We start from the raw sequence: 18,363 nt of genomic DNA on the forward strand, positions 1-18,363 counted from the left end.
AGAATATTGGCACCAACATGATGGACCAAAGAGATCCATCAATATGAATTTTCAACCATGCTGATAGAGCCAGCGTCTGAATGCTTTAATGCGGGAATTCAGCGGAAAATCACACCATAGAGAAACGTGAGAAAAACCTTTCGAGCATTATCACCTGACTCCAAAATGAAGCTCTGGCACTCCCTGCACACCATCCACCTTGAAGGTTCGGGTTGCCCCAGGAGTTATCAGCGTTCGACCAGCGTCATTAGCCAGTTCGAATGCTCCGACCTCTTCCCTGCCAAATTTCATCTTTAGCATATCTATATAGAGGAACTCGTTACCGTTATTTTTTATCGATACGACCACACCATCTGGTACTGGATGGTAGCGAATCAACTTCGGCGTTGGCATAAAGCCCTGGTTGGTCACATGAACCGAGGCCCCCATACGGAGAATGGTTTGGACGCCGGATTGCGCCTGGCCAGAGAGATTCAGGGGCTGTTCGCTCGCATACAACGTGAAAGAGCGCGACTGAGACAAGGCACCACCCACCCACTGGATACGCACAGCCTGTGCCTTCCCGGCAGGCACCACTGCCTGAGGAGGGAAAATTACAAAATCGTCGTCGGCGGGTGTGGTTACTTCGCTGCCGTCTTCATTGATTTGTCGTTCGAATATTTCGAACACTACCGGCAAATCGACTTCGCGGGGATTCTTGAGCACCAGAGTTTGGCCCGTGATATCGGCTGGCAGTCGCAACACCGTCACGGTTGGCTCTAACGTAAAACACAGTGCGCCTTGTGCAAACAGCGCTAGCATGAGAAGTCCGGCAGCCAGGCCGAACATATTCCGCAGCATGAAAATGTTCCTCATTATGTAAGCAGGGCTCTAAGCAGGTGCCCAGCGCCCTGCCCGGTAGATTAATTCGGCGTCACCGATGCCGTAATCGTGTCGGTATAGGTGCCGGCCACCGTCGCAACCGCAAGCAGGGCCACACTGAGACTACGCGTCTGCACTGCGTTCGCTACTGCCGGCCAGTTGTTAACGACAGCCGGAACCGTGAGTTGTGTGGGAGCCAAAAGACCTCCGCTGACTTGCAACGTATACCCGACACTGTTGGGGCCACTCTGCAGAAAGCCCGCATTGAGGGATGTGAATGTGACCGTGAGCGTGCCGCCGTAGTTACATATGGGGCTGAGTGATTCAGAACCCTGTGTCGAGGTCGTGGTCATGTCCAGGTCGTCAAAGGGACCGTTGACAAAAGCCGTTACATTGCAAGCCTTCGCCAGGGTTCCGGACAGGGGGATCGGAACGCTAGTGTCTGCATAGGCGTTGCCTATGACCAATAGCGCGGCGGCAGCGCCGACTGTGAAAAGCTTCTTCATCAGTTAATTGCTCCTTTACAAACTTAACTCTTGGAGGTGGCGAGCCAACATGGCTGGTGATCGACGCATCACCGCACGCAAGGTGGCACCTAAATACCGGGAAGAAATACTGCAAATGAAAAACTACCGACTACTGACTTCCGGCGATCCGTTTCTGACTTTCCCGACACAATGGAAGTACCCGCTTCCGCGCTGGATAAAAATCGATCAAATTTGAGTGTATCGGTGGCAGCATTTTTGTGAAGGCTATCGTCGGAATAAAGGCGCTGAGTGCGTTATTAACGGGAAATTCATCGAATCAAAGAAATTTCAGTGCCGCGGCAGGAAATATTGAAAAATTTGAAATACTAGCGCCAGCTATTGCGACTCCGCTGGCGGCAGGGCAACACTTTGGCGCCCGCGTTATTTTTATCACCAGCTTCACAAAATAATTTTTAATCATCGTGGAATTTTATGCCTTTGGCAGAATCGCAGCACAAAAAAAGGCCGACTCCAAAGAGCCGGCCTTTTTAATTGGCGCCTTATTTAAATCAACGCTGTGGCGTCAGCCGGTATTGCGCATCCCCGCGGCGATGCCCGCAATGGTCACCATCAACGCGCTCTCCAGCACCGGGTCGGAATCACGGTCGCGCAGGCGCGCCATCAGTTCTGCCTGCAGCAGGTGCAGCGGATCGGTATAGGGGTCACGCACGCGAATCGACCAGCGCATGACCGGGTTGTTGTCGAGCAGGCTTTCGCGCCCGGTGAGGCGCTGCAGCGCGTCGACCGTTTGCGCCAGGCGCTGGCGCAGCGTATCGCCCAGACGAATCAATTCCGCATCCTCGGTCAGCCGCTCCTCGTACCAGTAGGCGACGCGGGTATCGGTTTTCGCGAGCACCATTTCGAGCATATCCACAACGCCCTGGAAGAATGGCCACTGCTCGTTCATCGCGTGCAGGATACCGGTTTCATCGCGGCTTCCCAGTGCGCTTTCCAGCGCCTCACCAGTACCGAGCCAGGCCGGCAGCATCAGCCGGATCTGTGTCCAGGCAAACACCCAGGGAATGGCGCGCAGGGTTTCCACACCGCCGCCGGGCTTGCGGCGCGCCGGACGGCTGCCGAGGGCAAGGCGGCTGAGTTCAGTTTCCGGGGTGACCGTGCGCAGGTAGGACACCAGCGCCGGGTCGTCGCGCACTACTGCGCGGTAACCATCCACGGAAACAGCGGTCAGCCGGTCCATTTCCGCGCGCCACTCCGGGCGTGGTTCCGCCGGCGGCATCAGGGTGGCCTCCAGTGTGGCCGCCACATATTGCTCCAGGTTGTTTGCCGCCACTGACGGCCGGCCGTACTTGAAGCGAATCATCTCACCCTGCTCGGTAACGCGGATACGCCCGGCCACCGATCCCGGCGGCTGCGACATCAGCGCCATACGCGTAGGGGAGCCGCCCCGGGAAATGGAACCGCCACGACCGTGGAAAAGGGTCAGTGGAATGCCGTGCTCGCGGAAGATCGCGGTAAGTTTTTCCTGTGCGCAGAACTGCGCCCAGGCAGCGCCGAGGAAACCCGCATCCTTGGCGGAATCGGAATAGCCGATCATGACTTCCTGGCCGTCAATCACGCGCTGTTTGTACAGTGGGATTTCGAGCAGCGCGCCCATGGCATCGCAGGCGTTATTGAGATCATCGAGGGTTTCAAACAGTGGCACCACACGCATCGGCTCGTGAACACCGGCAATTTTCTGCAACAACATGACGGCGAGTACATCGGAAGACGTTTTTGCCATGGAAATCACATAGGCGCCAAGCCCTTCCGAGCCCTGCTCTGCAATGACCTTGCAGGTTTCCAGAACCTCGCGGACATCATCACCACAGAGGTCACTACTATAAAAGGCCTCGTCTACCAGCGGGCGGCGGCTCTCCAGTTCGGCGAGCAGGAACGCCTGCTTCTGCTGCTCATCCCACTCCGCATAACTGCCGAGTCCAAGGTAGCGGGTAATCGCGTCCAACGCTTCGGTGTGACGCGTGGATTCCTGGCGGATATCCAGGCACAACAGCGTGATGCCAAAACAGTTCAGGCGGCGCAGGGTATCCTTCAGTTGCGCATCGGCAATGGCCGACAGACCCACCGCGCGCAGCGAGCGATCCAGCAGGCTCAGTTCGTCAAACAGCTCCTGCCCACTGGAAAAATCCTTCCCTTCCGGCTCCGGGCGCCCATTGACCCGCGCCTCCATCCGCGCGCGGGTAACACGCAGGCGATCGCGCACCTGGCGCAAAACCAGCCGGTAGGGTTCGTGGCTGGGACCGGTGCGGGCGAGCAGCTCGTCACTGGCCCGGTGTATGGAAAGGTCTGCCAGCAGATTTTCCACATCGCGCAAGTACAAGTCCGCAGCCATCCAGCGTGCCAGCAACAGTACTTCGCGGGTCACCGCGGCGGTGACATTGGGGTTGCCGTCGCGGTCGCCGCCCATCCAGGAGGCAAAGCGGATTGGCACCCAGTCGGCGGGCAGCGGATCGAGACCGGCCAGCGCCAGTTCGGCCTCAATTTCGCGCATTCCGCGGGGTACCGCCTGCCACAGTGACTGCTCGATCGTGGCGAAGCCCCACTTCGCCTCATCGACCGGTGTGGGTCGCTCGCGCCGGATTTCATCGGTACTCCACGCGGAGAGGATCTGTTCCCGCAGGTGGCGACGCAGGTTTTCAACTTCTTCTTCGGTGAGATCCGGGCGATCCAGGTCTGTCAGCAGGTCGGCGATTTGATCGTATTTACGGATCAGTGTGCGGCGCGTCACCTCGGTGGGGTGCGCAGTGAGAACCAGCTCGACGGACAATTCTTTCAGTGTCGCCAGAATCTTTTCCTGGCCGACATCGGCATTTTTCAGTTCCGCCAATACCTGGCGCAGGCTCTGGTCCGTGTCCGGGTCGCCGGGATAGCGCTGGTGATGGCGGTGCAACCGCTCGCGATGGCGCTGTTCGGCAATGTTAGCCAGATTGAGAAACTGGCTGAAGGCGCGCGCCACTTCCAGCAAAGTGCCGTCATCCAGTGGGTCCAGCAGCTCACGCAGGCGCCCCACGAGTACTTCCTTATAGCCACTACTTTCCACCGCCGCCTGGCGAATGGTTTCAACTGTATCGAATAATTCCTTACCGGCCTGCTCTCGCAGTACCGCACCGAGTTCTTCACCGAGCAGGCGGACATCTTCCCTCAACGGGGCGTTTTGATCCTGGTTCACAGACACCTTCATCTCCCTAGCGGAACGGACCGCACATTCTCGCATATTTATGCGGTGAAGCGAGTCCTCAGAAGAAGAACCTATTGACTAAAAGGTTTCAGATGAAATTTTCTTTTTTAAACGCCAGCAAGCTACGCACCTATTTATCCTACAAATACAAACATGTGATCACATAAGCAAATAGGCAATCAGCGTCAAATCGTTATCCAGACAATTTAAGTAACGTTTAACTAGATTAATGATAGGCGCATCAATATCCCTGATGAATAACGTTTCAAATGACGAAAATAGATTAAACAAAACTTAAAAAATCACAGAAAAAATTGGGATTTAGTTCACTCAATTCTGCAGCCTCACTGGATACAACCATTGGCATTTAGTTAGAATTCCCGGCTCAAGGTCACAGGAGTGACAGCACCCCCTAGGGAATTAGGACATGCCTGCCAAGCTCGAAGAAATCTTTAATAACCCTCAAATTTTCAGTCAGGAAACTATTTTCCTTGACTACGACCCCATTACTACGCATTTCCATTTCATAAATTAGATGTATCAACAATAAGACAAAAAATTTAATTAATAATCGAATAATAACTCGAACATAAAAAAGCATTGAATTGAAAAATTCACCGCAACATCACTATTGAACGGAACCCTAATAGAAAGATCGAAAGGAATAGCAATGATCACAGTCCTAAAACAAATTAATCAACGGCTGTTAAGCGTTACCGGACCATTATCAGCAATCGCACTGACCGTGCTACTGGCCGCTTGTGGAGGGGGAAGTGGAGGCAGCAATAGTAACGACAGTGCCAACTCAGGGAGCAGCAGTTCCAGTAGCAGCTCTAGTAGCAGCTCCGGGGAAAGCAGCTCCAGCAGCGGCAGTTCCGGCGGTAGCTCGGGCGGTAGCAGTAGCAGCTCGGGGGGAGCGGTTGATACCCAACCCGTGGCAGTCGATGACACGATAAGTGGCGCAGAAGATACAGATATTGTTATCGCCATTTTTGAAAATGACGAACTTGGCGAAAACGGTATTAACTCCTTGATCCTCAAAACAGCGCCGCAATTCGGCCACGCTACGGTGAACGACGCCGGGACACCCGACGACAAGAGTGATGACACCATCACTTATGTTCCCAGCGTCGACTTCAACGGGTCGGACAGTTTTACCTATGAGGTCTCTGACGCGGATGGAGACACTTCCGAAGCGGAAGTATCTATCACGGTGACCCCCACAGTGGAACTGACCGCGACGGCCGAGGCAGGCGGCGATGGTACGAATCCCAAAATGCTCAAGCTGAGCTGGTCGATCGATGTCCCAGTTGACCACTATCGCTTCGAAGTAAATCCTGACGGAAGTTCCGGCTATTCAGATTCCGACCACGACGATATCCCGGGAGAACAAACATCTACCGAAGTCGAAATACCACTGCACACCACACTATGGGACAAGGCCCGCGTACAGCTGATTGCATTCGATAAGGACGAGAGGATTATCGAGCGCTCGAATGAAATTTCGCTGGACAGCGTGGATGCAAATTCCATGATTGGCTATTTCAAAAGAACCTTGCCTGACAGCGGTGATACTACTCCAGACGATTATCTGGTCTTGGGCTATTCTGTTGCGCTGTCCGCAGATGGTTCCGTGATGGCCGTGGGTGCCCCAGGATACGGACCCAATTCCGGCGGTGGAGTGTATATGTTCCACAAATCAGCTGCTGGATGGACCTCGTATTTGAACGGTTCCGAGCCTGTATTGCGCTCGACAGATCCGGGCACAGCCAGTGGCGACTTTATTGGAATATCCGTTTCCCTCAGTGCGGACGGGAAATTTCTCGCTGCTGGCGTCCCCGGATATGGCAAGACCCAGTCAGGCTCTATCGACGTCTCTTCTGATCACGGCGGGGTTTTTTTCTTTGCCTATGATGAAAGCGCCGAAGAGAATGCCAAATGGAAGTTCTTGACCGCCGATATCAATCCCCTGGAAGACGATAACCAGTACGGCATAGCCCTCGATTTGTCAGCGGATGGCGGCACATTGGTTGTCGCTGCAGGCAATTATTTTTCCAGTGCGTCGGCCAGGGTGGACGTCCTCAAGCTCGATAGCAACAGACAGGTTACCAGCAGAAAGACTATCCATACCGATGAGGCCAGAGGTGGGCTCAGCGTCGCCGTTTCCGATGATGGCAATACCGTTGCCGTGGGTAGCCCTGAGAGCAACAATGTCTACATCTATGACGCTTCCGACAATTACTCAACGGCGCAGCTTGTCACTTCTGACACCAAGGAGGGGGACGACGAATTTGGTATCGCTGTTGCTATATCCGGAAATGGAAAGACGTTGGTCGTGGGCGCGGCCGGTGATGACACTTCGGGAGCAGGCGTCAATCCGGTCCACGATAACCTATTATCCAACTCCGGCGCGGCCTATGTGTTCGAAGAATCCGCGCCAGGCTGGAATCAGGTTGCCTATATCAAGGCATTCCAGCCAGGAGAGGAATTCCGTTTCGGTGAGGCCGCGGCGATTTCAGCAGATGGCGCTCGACTGTCCATCGGCTCCCAGTATGAGGGCAGCGCAGGCATCGGTGTTAATCCCGCTCACGACGGGACAGCAGAGGCTTCTGGTGCTGTTTACACCTTTTATATGAATGGCGATTCTTGGACACCGGCAAATTTTCTGAAAGCACCGAACACCGGCGCCAACGACAACTTCGGACTTTCCATCGCACTGACTGAAGATGGTGGCACCATGGCCGTCGGCGCTCCCGGTGAGGCGAGTACGACTACCGGAATTGGTGGCAACCAGCAGGATGACGGCAATGATGATAGCGGTGCGGTTTATCTTTACTAGCTTCTTCTAACCGCGCTTAATTGCGCAACTTCCCGCATAGTCTCTCAATAAGGAAAGGCTGGCTTTGATAAGCCAGCCTTTCTTATTTTTGAATATCCAAACAGTAAAAATCGTCCAGCGCTGGTGTGTTAAGTCTCCGCAGGCTCAGCCTCCAGCGTTCACCGAGGCCATCGATTCGCCCTGGCGGTCCTGCACCGGCAGCTCCCGCTGATCATCACGCTGAGAAGATCTCTCGCGCAATTTATCCTCGTCGTCCGGTGAACTGGGAGGCAGCGCAGGGAGCAGCATGTCGCCATTGAGTCGCATCTCCGGCATATTCACCGCATCGACTCCGGTACTATAGGGATTCACCGCATTAAAGATCGCCGGATCGACCTGGGCGAAGTCTTCTACGGCATTCTGCACCGCAGACTTGAGCCCCTGTGCCGCCTGCGCACCGGCTATCGACTGAAGCTCATCCCCCTTGGCAGTGAACACCGGTATTTGACCGATAAAATCTGGTTCGAAATAGCTGATGGATACGATGTCAACCGACTGAGCGGCATCCATACGCAGCGGATTGATCGCGCTGCCGATAACACGCCACTGCTGCAGCTCGCTACCCAGCCGTACCGTGCCCGCAGTCAGGTGGGTATCGCCATAAGTCTCAGCTGTCAGACTGCCAAACCCGGCGCTGTTCAGCGTGATGTTGCCGCGGCCCGCATTGATCTCGTCGATGATCAGGTCTTTCTGGGCCACTACTGCGATATCGATATCGGGGCCCGTAGTGTGGACGTTAAGGGTATGAACATCTGCGGTGATATCAAGGTTGCCGGCGATAGCCAGGTCCGCCCGACCTGCCTGCAAGGCCCCACCAATGGTTCTGGTGCTGCTGCTGAAGATGGTAACGTTGCTGGTACCGCTGTAGCCCAATCGCATACCCGAGTTGGCAAACATAACGCCCGCGCCATTGAGATTGAAGCGCTCACCGCTTTCGCCACCATTGACGAAATCAAAGCCCTGATTCGTCTCCAAGACCAGGTTGCCGGCTGTATTGTCCAGCCATTCAAAGCCGCTGAACTGGAAATTGCCGACGCTGCTACCGCTATTTTTTACTGACCACGTCTTGCCTGCAACGCTGAACTGGAATCGGTCGTCTCCATTGCCGCCGGAAAGCACTACCGTCGCACTGCTATCGACCTGAACCTGCAGTTCATCGTTTCCATCGCCCAGGGACAGGCTACCGAGTGACGTTCCCGCCAGCGTTACAGTGTCATTGCCCCCCCCCGTATCGATGGAATTGAAATCACCACCGGATAGCGTAAACCGGTCAGCTCCGCTGCCTGCCGCAATCGATTCAATGCCGCTGAATACCAACGACTCACTGCCGCTAGAAATCGTGCCCTGCTTGGCGTCGATGGACCACTCGGCATCAATATCTGCACCGCGCAAGGTGTCCGTGCCGCTTCCAGCAAAAATTTCGCCCAGGCCAGAGTAGGTGATACCGGCGATACTGAATGAAGTCAGGCTATCGAAGACATATTCGCTGTCTATATCTTGGCCGACATAGGTATCGGCACCATTAACCTGCTCAATGTCATCGAAGATCGCCGTTATGCTATCCACTGTAGCTACGGCACGGTCGTTGACCAGTGCTCCGCCGCTGCTATCCGAAGTCCAGCTGGCGCCGTTGGAATTGACACTGTCGACGCCCGCGCCCGCCGCGACCGCCTCCAGGTTACTGAAGGTGATACCGTCAACGTCGATGTTTCCGGTATCGGTCAATGTGAAATGGTCATCGCCCGCGGTGCCCTGCAGCTGGTCACTGCCACCCGCGGCCGCCACTTCGCTAATGCCTTCAAAATCCATGCCCGCCACTGACAGCGCATTCTCGCCGGAAAGCAAGAACGTCTCGCTGTTGGCGGTACCAGTCAGGCGGGCATTGTTGGCGAATACGCTGTCCATACCCGTGATGCTGATCCCGTTGACGCTGAGCGCCCCATCGGTTCCCGAAAGCTGCCAGTTACTGGCGCTACCGGTTATTGAGTCGCCTCCGTCCGCACCGGCGGATATATTGGCAACACTCGCAAAATCGATACCGCGCACGCGGACTGACTGGCCGGAATCACCCAGCACGAAGCTGTCACTGGCACTGTTGGTAGACGCGTCGACCGACACATCAGAACCGGCAACGGATTCGATATTGGTGAAGCCGATACCCGCTGCGGTAGCGCTGCCTTCTGCGAGCCCCAACACCCAGGATGCACCGGCAGTGGAATTGACCCGGTCACCGTCTCCCCCGCCATCCACCTCATAAATGCCGGTAAAGGTTATGCCATTGGCCGTAACCTGATTATTCGCAGTTACCGCAAACTGGTCAGAAAGGGCTGAACCGGTCAGAACGTGGCTGCCACCACTGGTGGTCTCTATACCGGTAAAGTCGATACCAGCGTGGCTCAGGGCATTTTCGCTTCCACTCAGCTGCCAGCCTTCAGTATCCAGCCCAACCAAGTCATCGCTGCCACCCGCGGCTGCTACCGAAGTAACGTCCTCAAAGCGGATTCCGTAACTGTCCAGTTGATTGGCGGCCACAATCGAGAATTGATCCGCCGCGTCAGTGCCAGTGAGACTGCCTGTACCGGTGACCTTATCGATATTGGCAAAGTGGATAGAGCCGGCAGTGACGGAATTAGATCCATTCAGGACAACAGGTCCGAGCAAATCCAGAGCGGCAAGACTATCGATGCCCGCGCCGGCATCAATGGCCACCAGGCCGCTGAAGCTCAAATTGGTGGAGTCAATATCTACGGCATCTGCAGCGGTCATGGTAAAGCCATCATCGCCGGCGGTTGCCGTTAAGGTTGCCCCCTGGCCGCTAAAATCTTCCACTGCTGAAAAGACGATGCCATCGTGAACGACCGAACTGCCATTATTCACCTCGAAGCCCTGGCCGTTTCGGCCCGATACACTGTCATTACCGGCACCGGCATCTAGTGCATCGATGCCAGAAATTGTCAGCCCATAGACACTTAGCGTACTGTCCGCCAGCATCTCGAAGCTATCATTACCGTCGGTTCCCACGAGATTCGCGGTAGCGACGGAATCTATGCCTGAAAAAGTTATTCCGCTGCTGTCGAACTCGCCGACGGTGTTGATCAGGGTCACCGATGTCAATGCGGTCAGAGCGTCAGCTCCTGCTCCGGCAGCAACCGTGTCCACGCCATCGAAACGCAATGTGCCATCCACGGACACAGAACCTGCTCCAACAATGCTGAAATCGGCTCCGCCGTCATTGCCACGCAGTGTGCCATTACCACCCGTAAAAGTGCTGATGCCCGCAAAAAGGATATCGGCGTGATCGACCTGGCCGTTACCCGCGATAAGTGCCCAGTCGTCGTCGACCGCACTTGTAACCTCATCGGAGCCTCCACCGCCATCGAGTGACACCACGCTACTGAAGTCAATGCCGGAAACGGATAGCTGACCGCTATCAGAAATCGCAAAGCTCTCGGCTACAGACGTTCCTGTAAGCGAAGAGGTTTCCGCGCTATCAATACCGCTGAACAGTAACCCGTCCGCTTTCAACTGGTTGGTGCCATTCAGGACGAGGCCATTGCTATAGGCCAACGCATTAACGGAGTCCACGCCGGTTCCTCCATCGACTGACTGCATACCGCTGACGACCATATCCCACACGTCGATATCACCATTGGCCAGCAAGGCGAAGCTGTCATCACCACTGGTGCCCAGCAGCGCGGCATTCACCGCAATGATCTGCTCCACATTGCTGAAACTTACCCCGTTGTTCCGCGCCTGCTTGCTGCCCTGCAGCATCCAGTCGAAACCGCTGGCGCCGGTTACCAGGTCCTCACCGCCCAGGGCATCGATACTGGTAACCCCCGCAATTGTGATGCCGTTAGTGAAGATACGCCCATCACTCAGGACTTCGAACTCGTCGTCGCCATCTGTTGCAATAACATCGATTGCTGTACCGGTAGCGCTCTCGATGTTATCGAACGCGATATCGAAAATCGTTGCCTTGCCACTATTTCCCGCTATTTTGATAGCACCGTCGGCCTGGACTTCATCATTACCGTCCGATGCATCGACGCTAGCCAAGCCGCTGAACACCATATCTGCTACCGTGACCTTGCCATCGGCAGCCACCGCAAATTCGTCGTCGCCAACCGAACCGAGTAACGCCCCGGCACTTACGGTATCGAGACCCAGAAACAGCAAGCCATCCGCATCCAATGCCTCGTTACTGCCATTCAGGGCCAGGGTGCCGTCGTAATTGACAGCGTTCAGGTCGTCGCTGGCATCACCGGCACTCACGAACGTGAGGCCGCTAAAAGTCACACCCTCCACTTCAACACCGCTACTGGTGAGCGTAAAGCTTTCCGCGGTGTCGGGCCCATACAGGCCGGCGCCGCCAACCGAAACCTGCTCAGCATTACTAAAGGTAATACCGCTACCTGAATTGATAATTTCATTGCCATTGGCTTGAAGCGTCCAGTCGGTACCATCGCCGATAACACTGTCGCTGCCGCCAAGTGCATCTATATTGGAAATCCCCGCGAAGGCTATGTTATTGGCCTTTAACTGGTTAATTCCGGTGATCTCGAAGTGGTCGTCCTGTGCTGAGGCCTGCACGGTCGCATTGGCAACACTCTCTATACCGCTGAAGTCAATGCCGCGAATACTTGCTTCGCCATCGTTACCATTCAGAATGGCCCCGACAGAAGTTGTAAGTGTCACACTGTCGTCGCCATTGCCGGCGTCGACATCAGAGACAGACTGGAAAGTCAAACCATGGATGACGATATCTCCATCGTCTTCGAGGCCGTAGCTTTCATCTGCCGCTGTACCCACCAGGCCCGCTGCATTCGCAACCAGTGTTTGCACACCCACAAACGTGACCTGGCTGTTCTCGACTTCACCGGCCACGCTACCGAGCGTCCAGTCTGCACCAGCTGCGCCGGTCGCAATACCGCCAATACCGAGGTATTCCAGCCGCTCGAGACCTGCCACCGCGATCAAATCGAAGTTCAGGCTATTGGGCGCCGACACACTAAAACTGCGTGCATCACCTGATACCTGCAACAGGTCAGCGCCGCCTGCACCATTAATAGCACTGATTCCATTGAACGTTATATTTCCGGCAAAAACGCTGTTGGCGGCATCCATTGAGAATTCGTCTGCATTAGCTGAGCCCGTCAGGGTGCCAACCGTTACGTCGGAAATATTGGAAAAAACCAGATCGCCCGCGCTTACCTGGTTGTCGCTACCCGTCAATGCAAGGCCATCTGCATAGGCATTCGCGTCCAGTGTGTCACTGCCACCGAATCCATTGACCGAAGCCAGGTTGGTAAAGGTTACCGAGCCAGATGTGACCGCACCCGCACTATCCAGGATAAATGTATCGTCCGAGGCAGTACCTTGTAAGCTGCCGAGGTTTGCATCAACGATTTCCACACCAACAAAAGAGACGTTGTTATTTACCACATTGCCAAGTTGCCACGCCGATCCGGAGACACCGGTTACCGTGTCCTGACCACCCAGGGCATCGACGCTATCGACTCCGGAAAATGTGATCAGGTTGGCGCTGACCTGTCTATCGGCAAGAATCTCAAAGTTATCATTCGCCGCGGTACCCTCAAGATTGGTGGTCGTTACATTTGTGATACCACTAATGGTGATATTGCTTGCAGTGACGTCATTATCGCCGCCGGTCAATGACACGAAACCGGCTTCCAATATATCTCCATCGGCGGCAGTAACACTGGTGACATTACTGAAATGGACTTTCCACGCGTCCAGTGCCTTGTCACCTGTCACCTGAAAGGTGTCGGCACCTGCACTACCGACAAGCGCCGTGGTAATGGCGTTTTCAATACTGAAGAAATCGATACCGCCCGCGTTCAGCTGGTAATCACTGCCAGCGAGTGTAACGGCGAAACCCGATCCCGAGGTATCCAGCGTGTCGTTACCGGCGCCGGCATTTACTGAACTGAGCGAACTGAATAGGTAGCCTGCGTAGAGGACGCTACCATCCCCTTGCAGCTCGAAAGTATCTGCACCGTCGGAACCGTCCAGACCAGCATTATTCGCATAGAACTCTTCGACGTTCTCGAAGGCGATACCATTATTCTCTGGCAGGGCCCCACCGTTCAGGGACCAGTTCTCTCCTTCTAGCCCTGTTGCCGAATCCTGACCGGAACCGGCAGTCACGCTACTAATCCCAGAAAAATCTATGCCGTTGGCTCTGACTGAATCACTCCCGGTCACAACAAAGTTGTCACCATTATCGGACACAACCATCGTACCGTTTGTGACTCCTTCAATGTTGCTGAGCACAATTGATTCTGCACTTGCCTCTCCATCAATGCCATTAAGCACGACATTGCCCGCGGTACTGATGGTGTCGTAACCGCCACCCGCGTCAATGCTGGCAACATTGGAAAATTCGATATGGGATCCGCCACTTAGATCGATATCAAATGTGTTAGCCGACGATAGATTGAAAGTTTCGTCATTGTCACTGCCGCCTATGGCAAACGTGGCAGTATCGACAATGTCGACTCCGGAATAGTTAATGCCGTTGCTCGAGAACGTTTCACCATCATTCAACAGCGTCACATCCCCCGCGACTGTCAGTGTATCTGCCGTTCCTGAACCCGCCGAGACTTGGTTCAGATCCGAAAAATCAATTCCGGACGCATTCAGGCTGCCGGGATTGGCTCCGGCGAGGAATTCGGTAGATATATCGGTAGCTGTGAGGGATTGCGCAGAGACCGAATCGATACCGCTAAAAACGACACCGTCAGCGTCTACCTCGTTTGAATTAGGGGTGAGGGAAACACCGGAGACCAGGATCCCGGCATCCAGTGACCCATTGCCACCTGCCAGCACACTTCCTGCGCCTGCTACCAGTAAACCTGCACTTGAAATGCTGATATCCGGAGTGTCCAGATCACCGGCGACCAATGTAAAGCCGTCCAGGCCTGCCGGGGCAATCAATCCGGCGTTTATCGCTTCTAATATTTCGACGTTGCTGAACAGGATTCCGAAGTTTTCTGCCTGGTTGACCCCGGTAATCGTCCAGTCGGCACCATCGAAACCGATAACGGTATCAGTGCCATCCCCGCCATCCACCGTTTCCACTGTTTCAAATGGTACATTGCTGAGACTGCCGATATAGACAAGACCGTCACCGACCACACTAATCTCATCATCGCTGCCCGTCGCATTCAGGTGTGTGGCAAATTTTTTCTCCAGATCTTTGAATTGAATTCCATTGATATTGTTGCCATTGGGTACATCTGCAGAATCGGCATAGAGGGCGTCACCATCGGAGTTCTGAGTCTCGCCGAGTGCATCAACTTTATCCACTCCGCTGAAGCTTATCTCGGCCGCCTTCAGCGCCTTGTTGCCCTGTAAATAGAACTGATCATTACTCTCAGTTCCGAGTAGCTCAGTGACCGTGACATTTTCAATCCCGGCAAAAAGTAGTGACCCGGAAAAATCAACTTCGTAGTCGCTACCAGTCAAAGCCAATGTTAGACCCTGGGCAATCAGCGTATCACTGCCACTACCGGCATCCACCGTTTCAAGACCACTGAATTGCATACCTGCAATCGTGACATTACCACTGCCATCCAGCGTGAATGTATCGGCGTCGGAGGTCCCCTGCAGCAGATCACTTGAACCGGCGGTATTCACCAGGCTGAGGCCGTCAAATAATATTCCCGCAATATCGAGTTCGCCGGCCGCGGTTAGAATGTATGTCTGATAAGTGCTCGTACCACTCAGTGTCGCAGAGACCGCATGGCTTATCTCTATGCCGGAAAAGGTGGTATTGCCGGCTGTAAATTGGCCGTCAGTATCAGTGAGTGTCCAGGTGGTTGCGTCGCTGGTAACGCTGTCGTCTGTTTCCGAACCGGCCAGCGCCGCGCCGGCTGAGGTGAAATCGATACCGAGAACGGAGAGAAGGCTTCCTTGCTGCGTGAAGCTCTCGCTGATGCCATTACTGGTACCATCGACAGTTGTATTGACAGTGTCTACCTGCTCAATATTCGCAAAGTCAATCCCAGCTACCGATACGCTGCCATTGACGTTACCCAATACCGATGTGGCATTGTCTGCAGAGGTAACCGTGTCGTTGCCACTGCCGGCTATGACACTGGTAATGCTGGAAAATGCAATTTGGTTGGCCGTTAAGCTGGTGGCTCCGGTCACGACATAGCGATCCCCGGCATCCGATGCCTGCAGCGTGCCGTTACTCACGGTTTCGATATTAGTGAAATCGAGGCCGCGGATAGTCGCCTCGCCGTCATTGCCATTGAGGGTCGCGGTTGCGCTGGAGGCTAGCGCAACCGTATCCGAGCCGCCACCGGCATCAACCCCCGTCAACGATTGGAAAGTGACGCCACCGATGACGACGTCACTGTTGTCCTGGAGCGTGTAAGTTTCGTCACTACTGGTGCCGATGAGTCCTGCCGTGTCGGCAATGACCGTTTCGACACCGGTAAAGGTAATACCGTTATTGACAACCCCGTCGCTACCATCCAGCAACCAGTCTTCCCCGACAGACCCGGCGACCGTATCACTGCCGCCTCCTGCCGCAATGCTAGTCAAACCGCTGAAAGCGATCGCATTGGCCTCAACGCTGTCGCTACCGGTCACTCGATAGCGATCGCCTGCATCCGATGCCTGTAGCGTGCCGTTGCTCACTACCTCTATATTGGTGAAATCGAGGCCGCGGATAGTCGCCTCGCCATCATTGCCATTCAGCGCCGCGGCTGCGCTTGACGCCAGAACGACGGTATCGGTGCCCCCTCCGGTATCCACACCTGAGAGTGACTGTAAGGTAAAGCCGCCGACAACTACGTCGCTATCGTCCTCGACGGTATAGCTTTCATCATTCGAAGTACCCACGAGGCTGGCATTCGTGGCGATCAGCGTTTCCGCCTCAGTGAAGGTAATTCCACTGTTCGCGATGCCACCAACGCCATTGAGAATCCAATTCTGGCCATCGGCGCCGGTTACGGAATCGGCACCACTGCCGGTGTCCACGCTGGCGATACTGGTAAAATCAATATTGCCATTGAGCGTAAACGCCTCGCTGCCGCTAATCAGCAGATCATCGTCAGCGGCGCTGAGTGTGAACTTGTCCGCGCCGCCACCTCCAGACACTATGCCGCTACCGGCAACCGAGAGGCTTCCCAGGGTGTTGTCGGTATCTCCGCCACTATTGCCCAGATCCAGATTGAGGCTGTTGACGGTAGCCGAGCCGCTATTGATAAAACTGCCGCCCAGTGCAAGTGAGAAATCCGCCACAGTAATACTGCCGAGATTGGTAAAATCCCCGCCAGCATTTACGACCAGGTTGCCATCATCGATGGTGCCACTGGCATCAATGGTGACGCCATTATCAATTTGCACATCGGCGTGGGAGTCGAGGGTCAATGTATTTCCAGATGTCCATATCAGGTCACTGGATACGAGGATCCCGAAAGAGTAATCCGGGCTGTTTTCAGTAATATCTACATTGGCGCTCGGATCCGTAACACTGGCACTATCATCAGCGGTAGTGGCGATTGTTACATTGTTGCTGCCGAGTGCAGTTACCAGGTTTTCGGCAGATACACAGTTTTCGGCGCAGTCCGCGTCGGCCATGATTTCCAGCCAGCCGGGATCCAGCAGCCAGGTACCCGTCCGGCCCGCGGCGTGGGCCGCCGTGGATACCGACATATCATCCTGGCCGAGGTTGAGTGAAACCTTCCCTGAGGTTTCCACGCGCCCGCCATCTCCGCCCAGCTCTCCCGACTCCGCACGAATTGTGCCCGAAAAAGATGTTGTGTCGTCAGCCCAGACAACTACCTCGCCACCATCCCCGATTCCCGTACCACTGACATCAATGTCGGCCTCGGCCGTTACTTCCGTAGTCGTCGCGTTTCGCGCATCGGGATCCTTGCCCTGATAACCGCCGCCGATCAACACCTGACCACCACCGGCCGCGCCCCGCGCATCGATGGCACCGCTGACCCTTACATGTTCCCCCAGCACTCGTGCGCTGCCACCGCTGCCCCTATTTCCGCGCACCGTGATCACACCACTGTGCTCCGCGCCATCGCCGTCGACGACAACTTCGCCACCGGCTCGGCCGGAAGCATCCAGCTGGCCACTATTGATCACGCCACTGCCTGAGCCGAACAGTCGTATCTTCCCGCCACTGGTGTCGATACCGCGGGCCCGAACGGTGCCTTTGTTGTTGACTGCCGCGGTGAATAGATCGCCAGAGACCTGCGCGTCCATTAAGACCTGTGCGCCGTCTATCTGGCCCTCATTGAGCACCGCACTGTCCACACCCAGTGCATTTTGCATTACTTCCTTGGTGATCTTTACGCCAATCAGCCCATCGGCATCGAACGTCAATACCGCCTCATCGCCGGCCGCCAAGCTGACCATTTCTGCGCTGATCAATCCGCTGGGTGCGTTGGTCACCTGCCGACCAAGCATCACGGCGCTGGACGCGTTGATCAGTCCGCGGTTGATCACGATACCGCTGCTGCCCTCTTCAGCATTGAACGAAAGGTTACCTTTCATAAAATCGGCGGGACTGATGTTCAGGCCGGCTGCGGTAATCGCACCTACATTGATCGTCGCACTCTCGGTAAACAGGACGCCGCGCGGATTTGCGATAATCACGTGACCGTTCGCCTCGATGGCGCCACGAATGGTTGTGGGACTTTGGTCCAGAATTCGGTTCAGTACAATCGACGAGGAATTCGGCTGGAGAAACTTGACTAGCTCCTCTTCCGTCAGGTTGAAGGAATCCCAGTCAATCGCCAGCAGGTCCGTTTTCTGATCCACGATCGTGGTCAGATCCTGTGTATTAATCGTGCCTTTTCCGCCAACCACGACACCGCCTTCTGGAGCGGCATGAGCACTGGGACTGG

The 18,363-nt window shown here is 55.1% G+C and carries 7 protein-coding genes; 3 read left to right on the plus strand and 4 right to left on the minus strand.

What is annotated here, in order from left to right; genetic code table 11:
- Positions 1 to 150: 150 nt before the first annotated feature.
- Both IG168_RS16790 and IG168_RS16795 read right to left on the minus strand, forming a co-directional pair.
- Positions 151 to 840, minus strand: coding sequence for a fimbria/pilus periplasmic chaperone (locus IG168_RS16790; RefSeq protein WP_193165751.1), 690 nt, complete (start codon positions 838 to 840; stop codon positions 151 to 153).
- A gap of 62 nt (positions 841 to 902) precedes the next feature.
- Positions 903 to 1,367, minus strand: coding sequence for a hypothetical protein (locus IG168_RS16795; RefSeq protein WP_193165752.1), 465 nt, complete (start codon positions 1,365 to 1,367; stop codon positions 903 to 905).
- A 49-nt stretch (positions 1,368 to 1,416) separates the two neighbouring features.
- On the opposite strand from IG168_RS16795, the gene IG168_RS16800 reads away from it, so the two are divergent.
- The gene (locus IG168_RS16800) at positions 1,417 to 1,584 is read left to right on the plus strand and encodes a hypothetical protein (protein WP_193165753.1); all 168 of its coding nucleotides are present in this window, start codon (positions 1,417 to 1,419) and stop codon (positions 1,582 to 1,584) included.
- A gap of 22 nt (positions 1,585 to 1,606) precedes the next feature.
- The gene (locus IG168_RS16805) at positions 1,607 to 1,798 is read left to right on the plus strand and encodes a hypothetical protein (RefSeq protein WP_193165754.1); all 192 of its coding nucleotides are present in this window, start codon (positions 1,607 to 1,609) and stop codon (positions 1,796 to 1,798) included.
- Between the two features lie 113 nt (positions 1,799 to 1,911).
- Here the strand turns inward: IG168_RS16805 and ppc are convergent, their stop codons facing one another.
- Positions 1,912 to 4,587 carry a phosphoenolpyruvate carboxylase gene (gene ppc, locus IG168_RS16810; RefSeq protein WP_404932006.1) on the minus strand — a complete coding sequence of 892 codons (2,676 nt, stop codon included), beginning with the start codon at positions 4,585 to 4,587 and terminating at the stop codon, positions 1,912 to 1,914.
- 667 nt (positions 4,588 to 5,254) lie between these two features.
- On the opposite strand from ppc, the gene IG168_RS16815 reads away from it, so the two are divergent.
- Positions 5,255 to 7,423: an Ig-like domain-containing protein gene (locus IG168_RS16815; RefSeq protein ID WP_193165756.1), complete on the plus strand. Its 2,169-nt coding sequence runs from the start codon at positions 5,255 to 5,257 to the stop codon at positions 7,421 to 7,423.
- A 144-nt stretch (positions 7,424 to 7,567) separates the two neighbouring features.
- Here the strand turns inward: IG168_RS16815 and IG168_RS16820 are convergent, their stop codons facing one another.
- Positions 7,568 to 18,277: a filamentous hemagglutinin N-terminal domain-containing protein gene (locus IG168_RS16820; RefSeq protein ID WP_404932007.1), complete on the minus strand. Its 10,710-nt coding sequence runs from the start codon at positions 18,275 to 18,277 to the stop codon at positions 7,568 to 7,570.
- Positions 18,278 to 18,363: the final 86 nt, after the last annotated feature.

It is taken from the genome of Microbulbifer hainanensis (assembly GCF_014904735.1).
In the GTDB taxonomy this organism is placed as follows: Bacteria; Pseudomonadota; Gammaproteobacteria; order Pseudomonadales; family Cellvibrionaceae; genus Microbulbifer; species Microbulbifer hainanensis.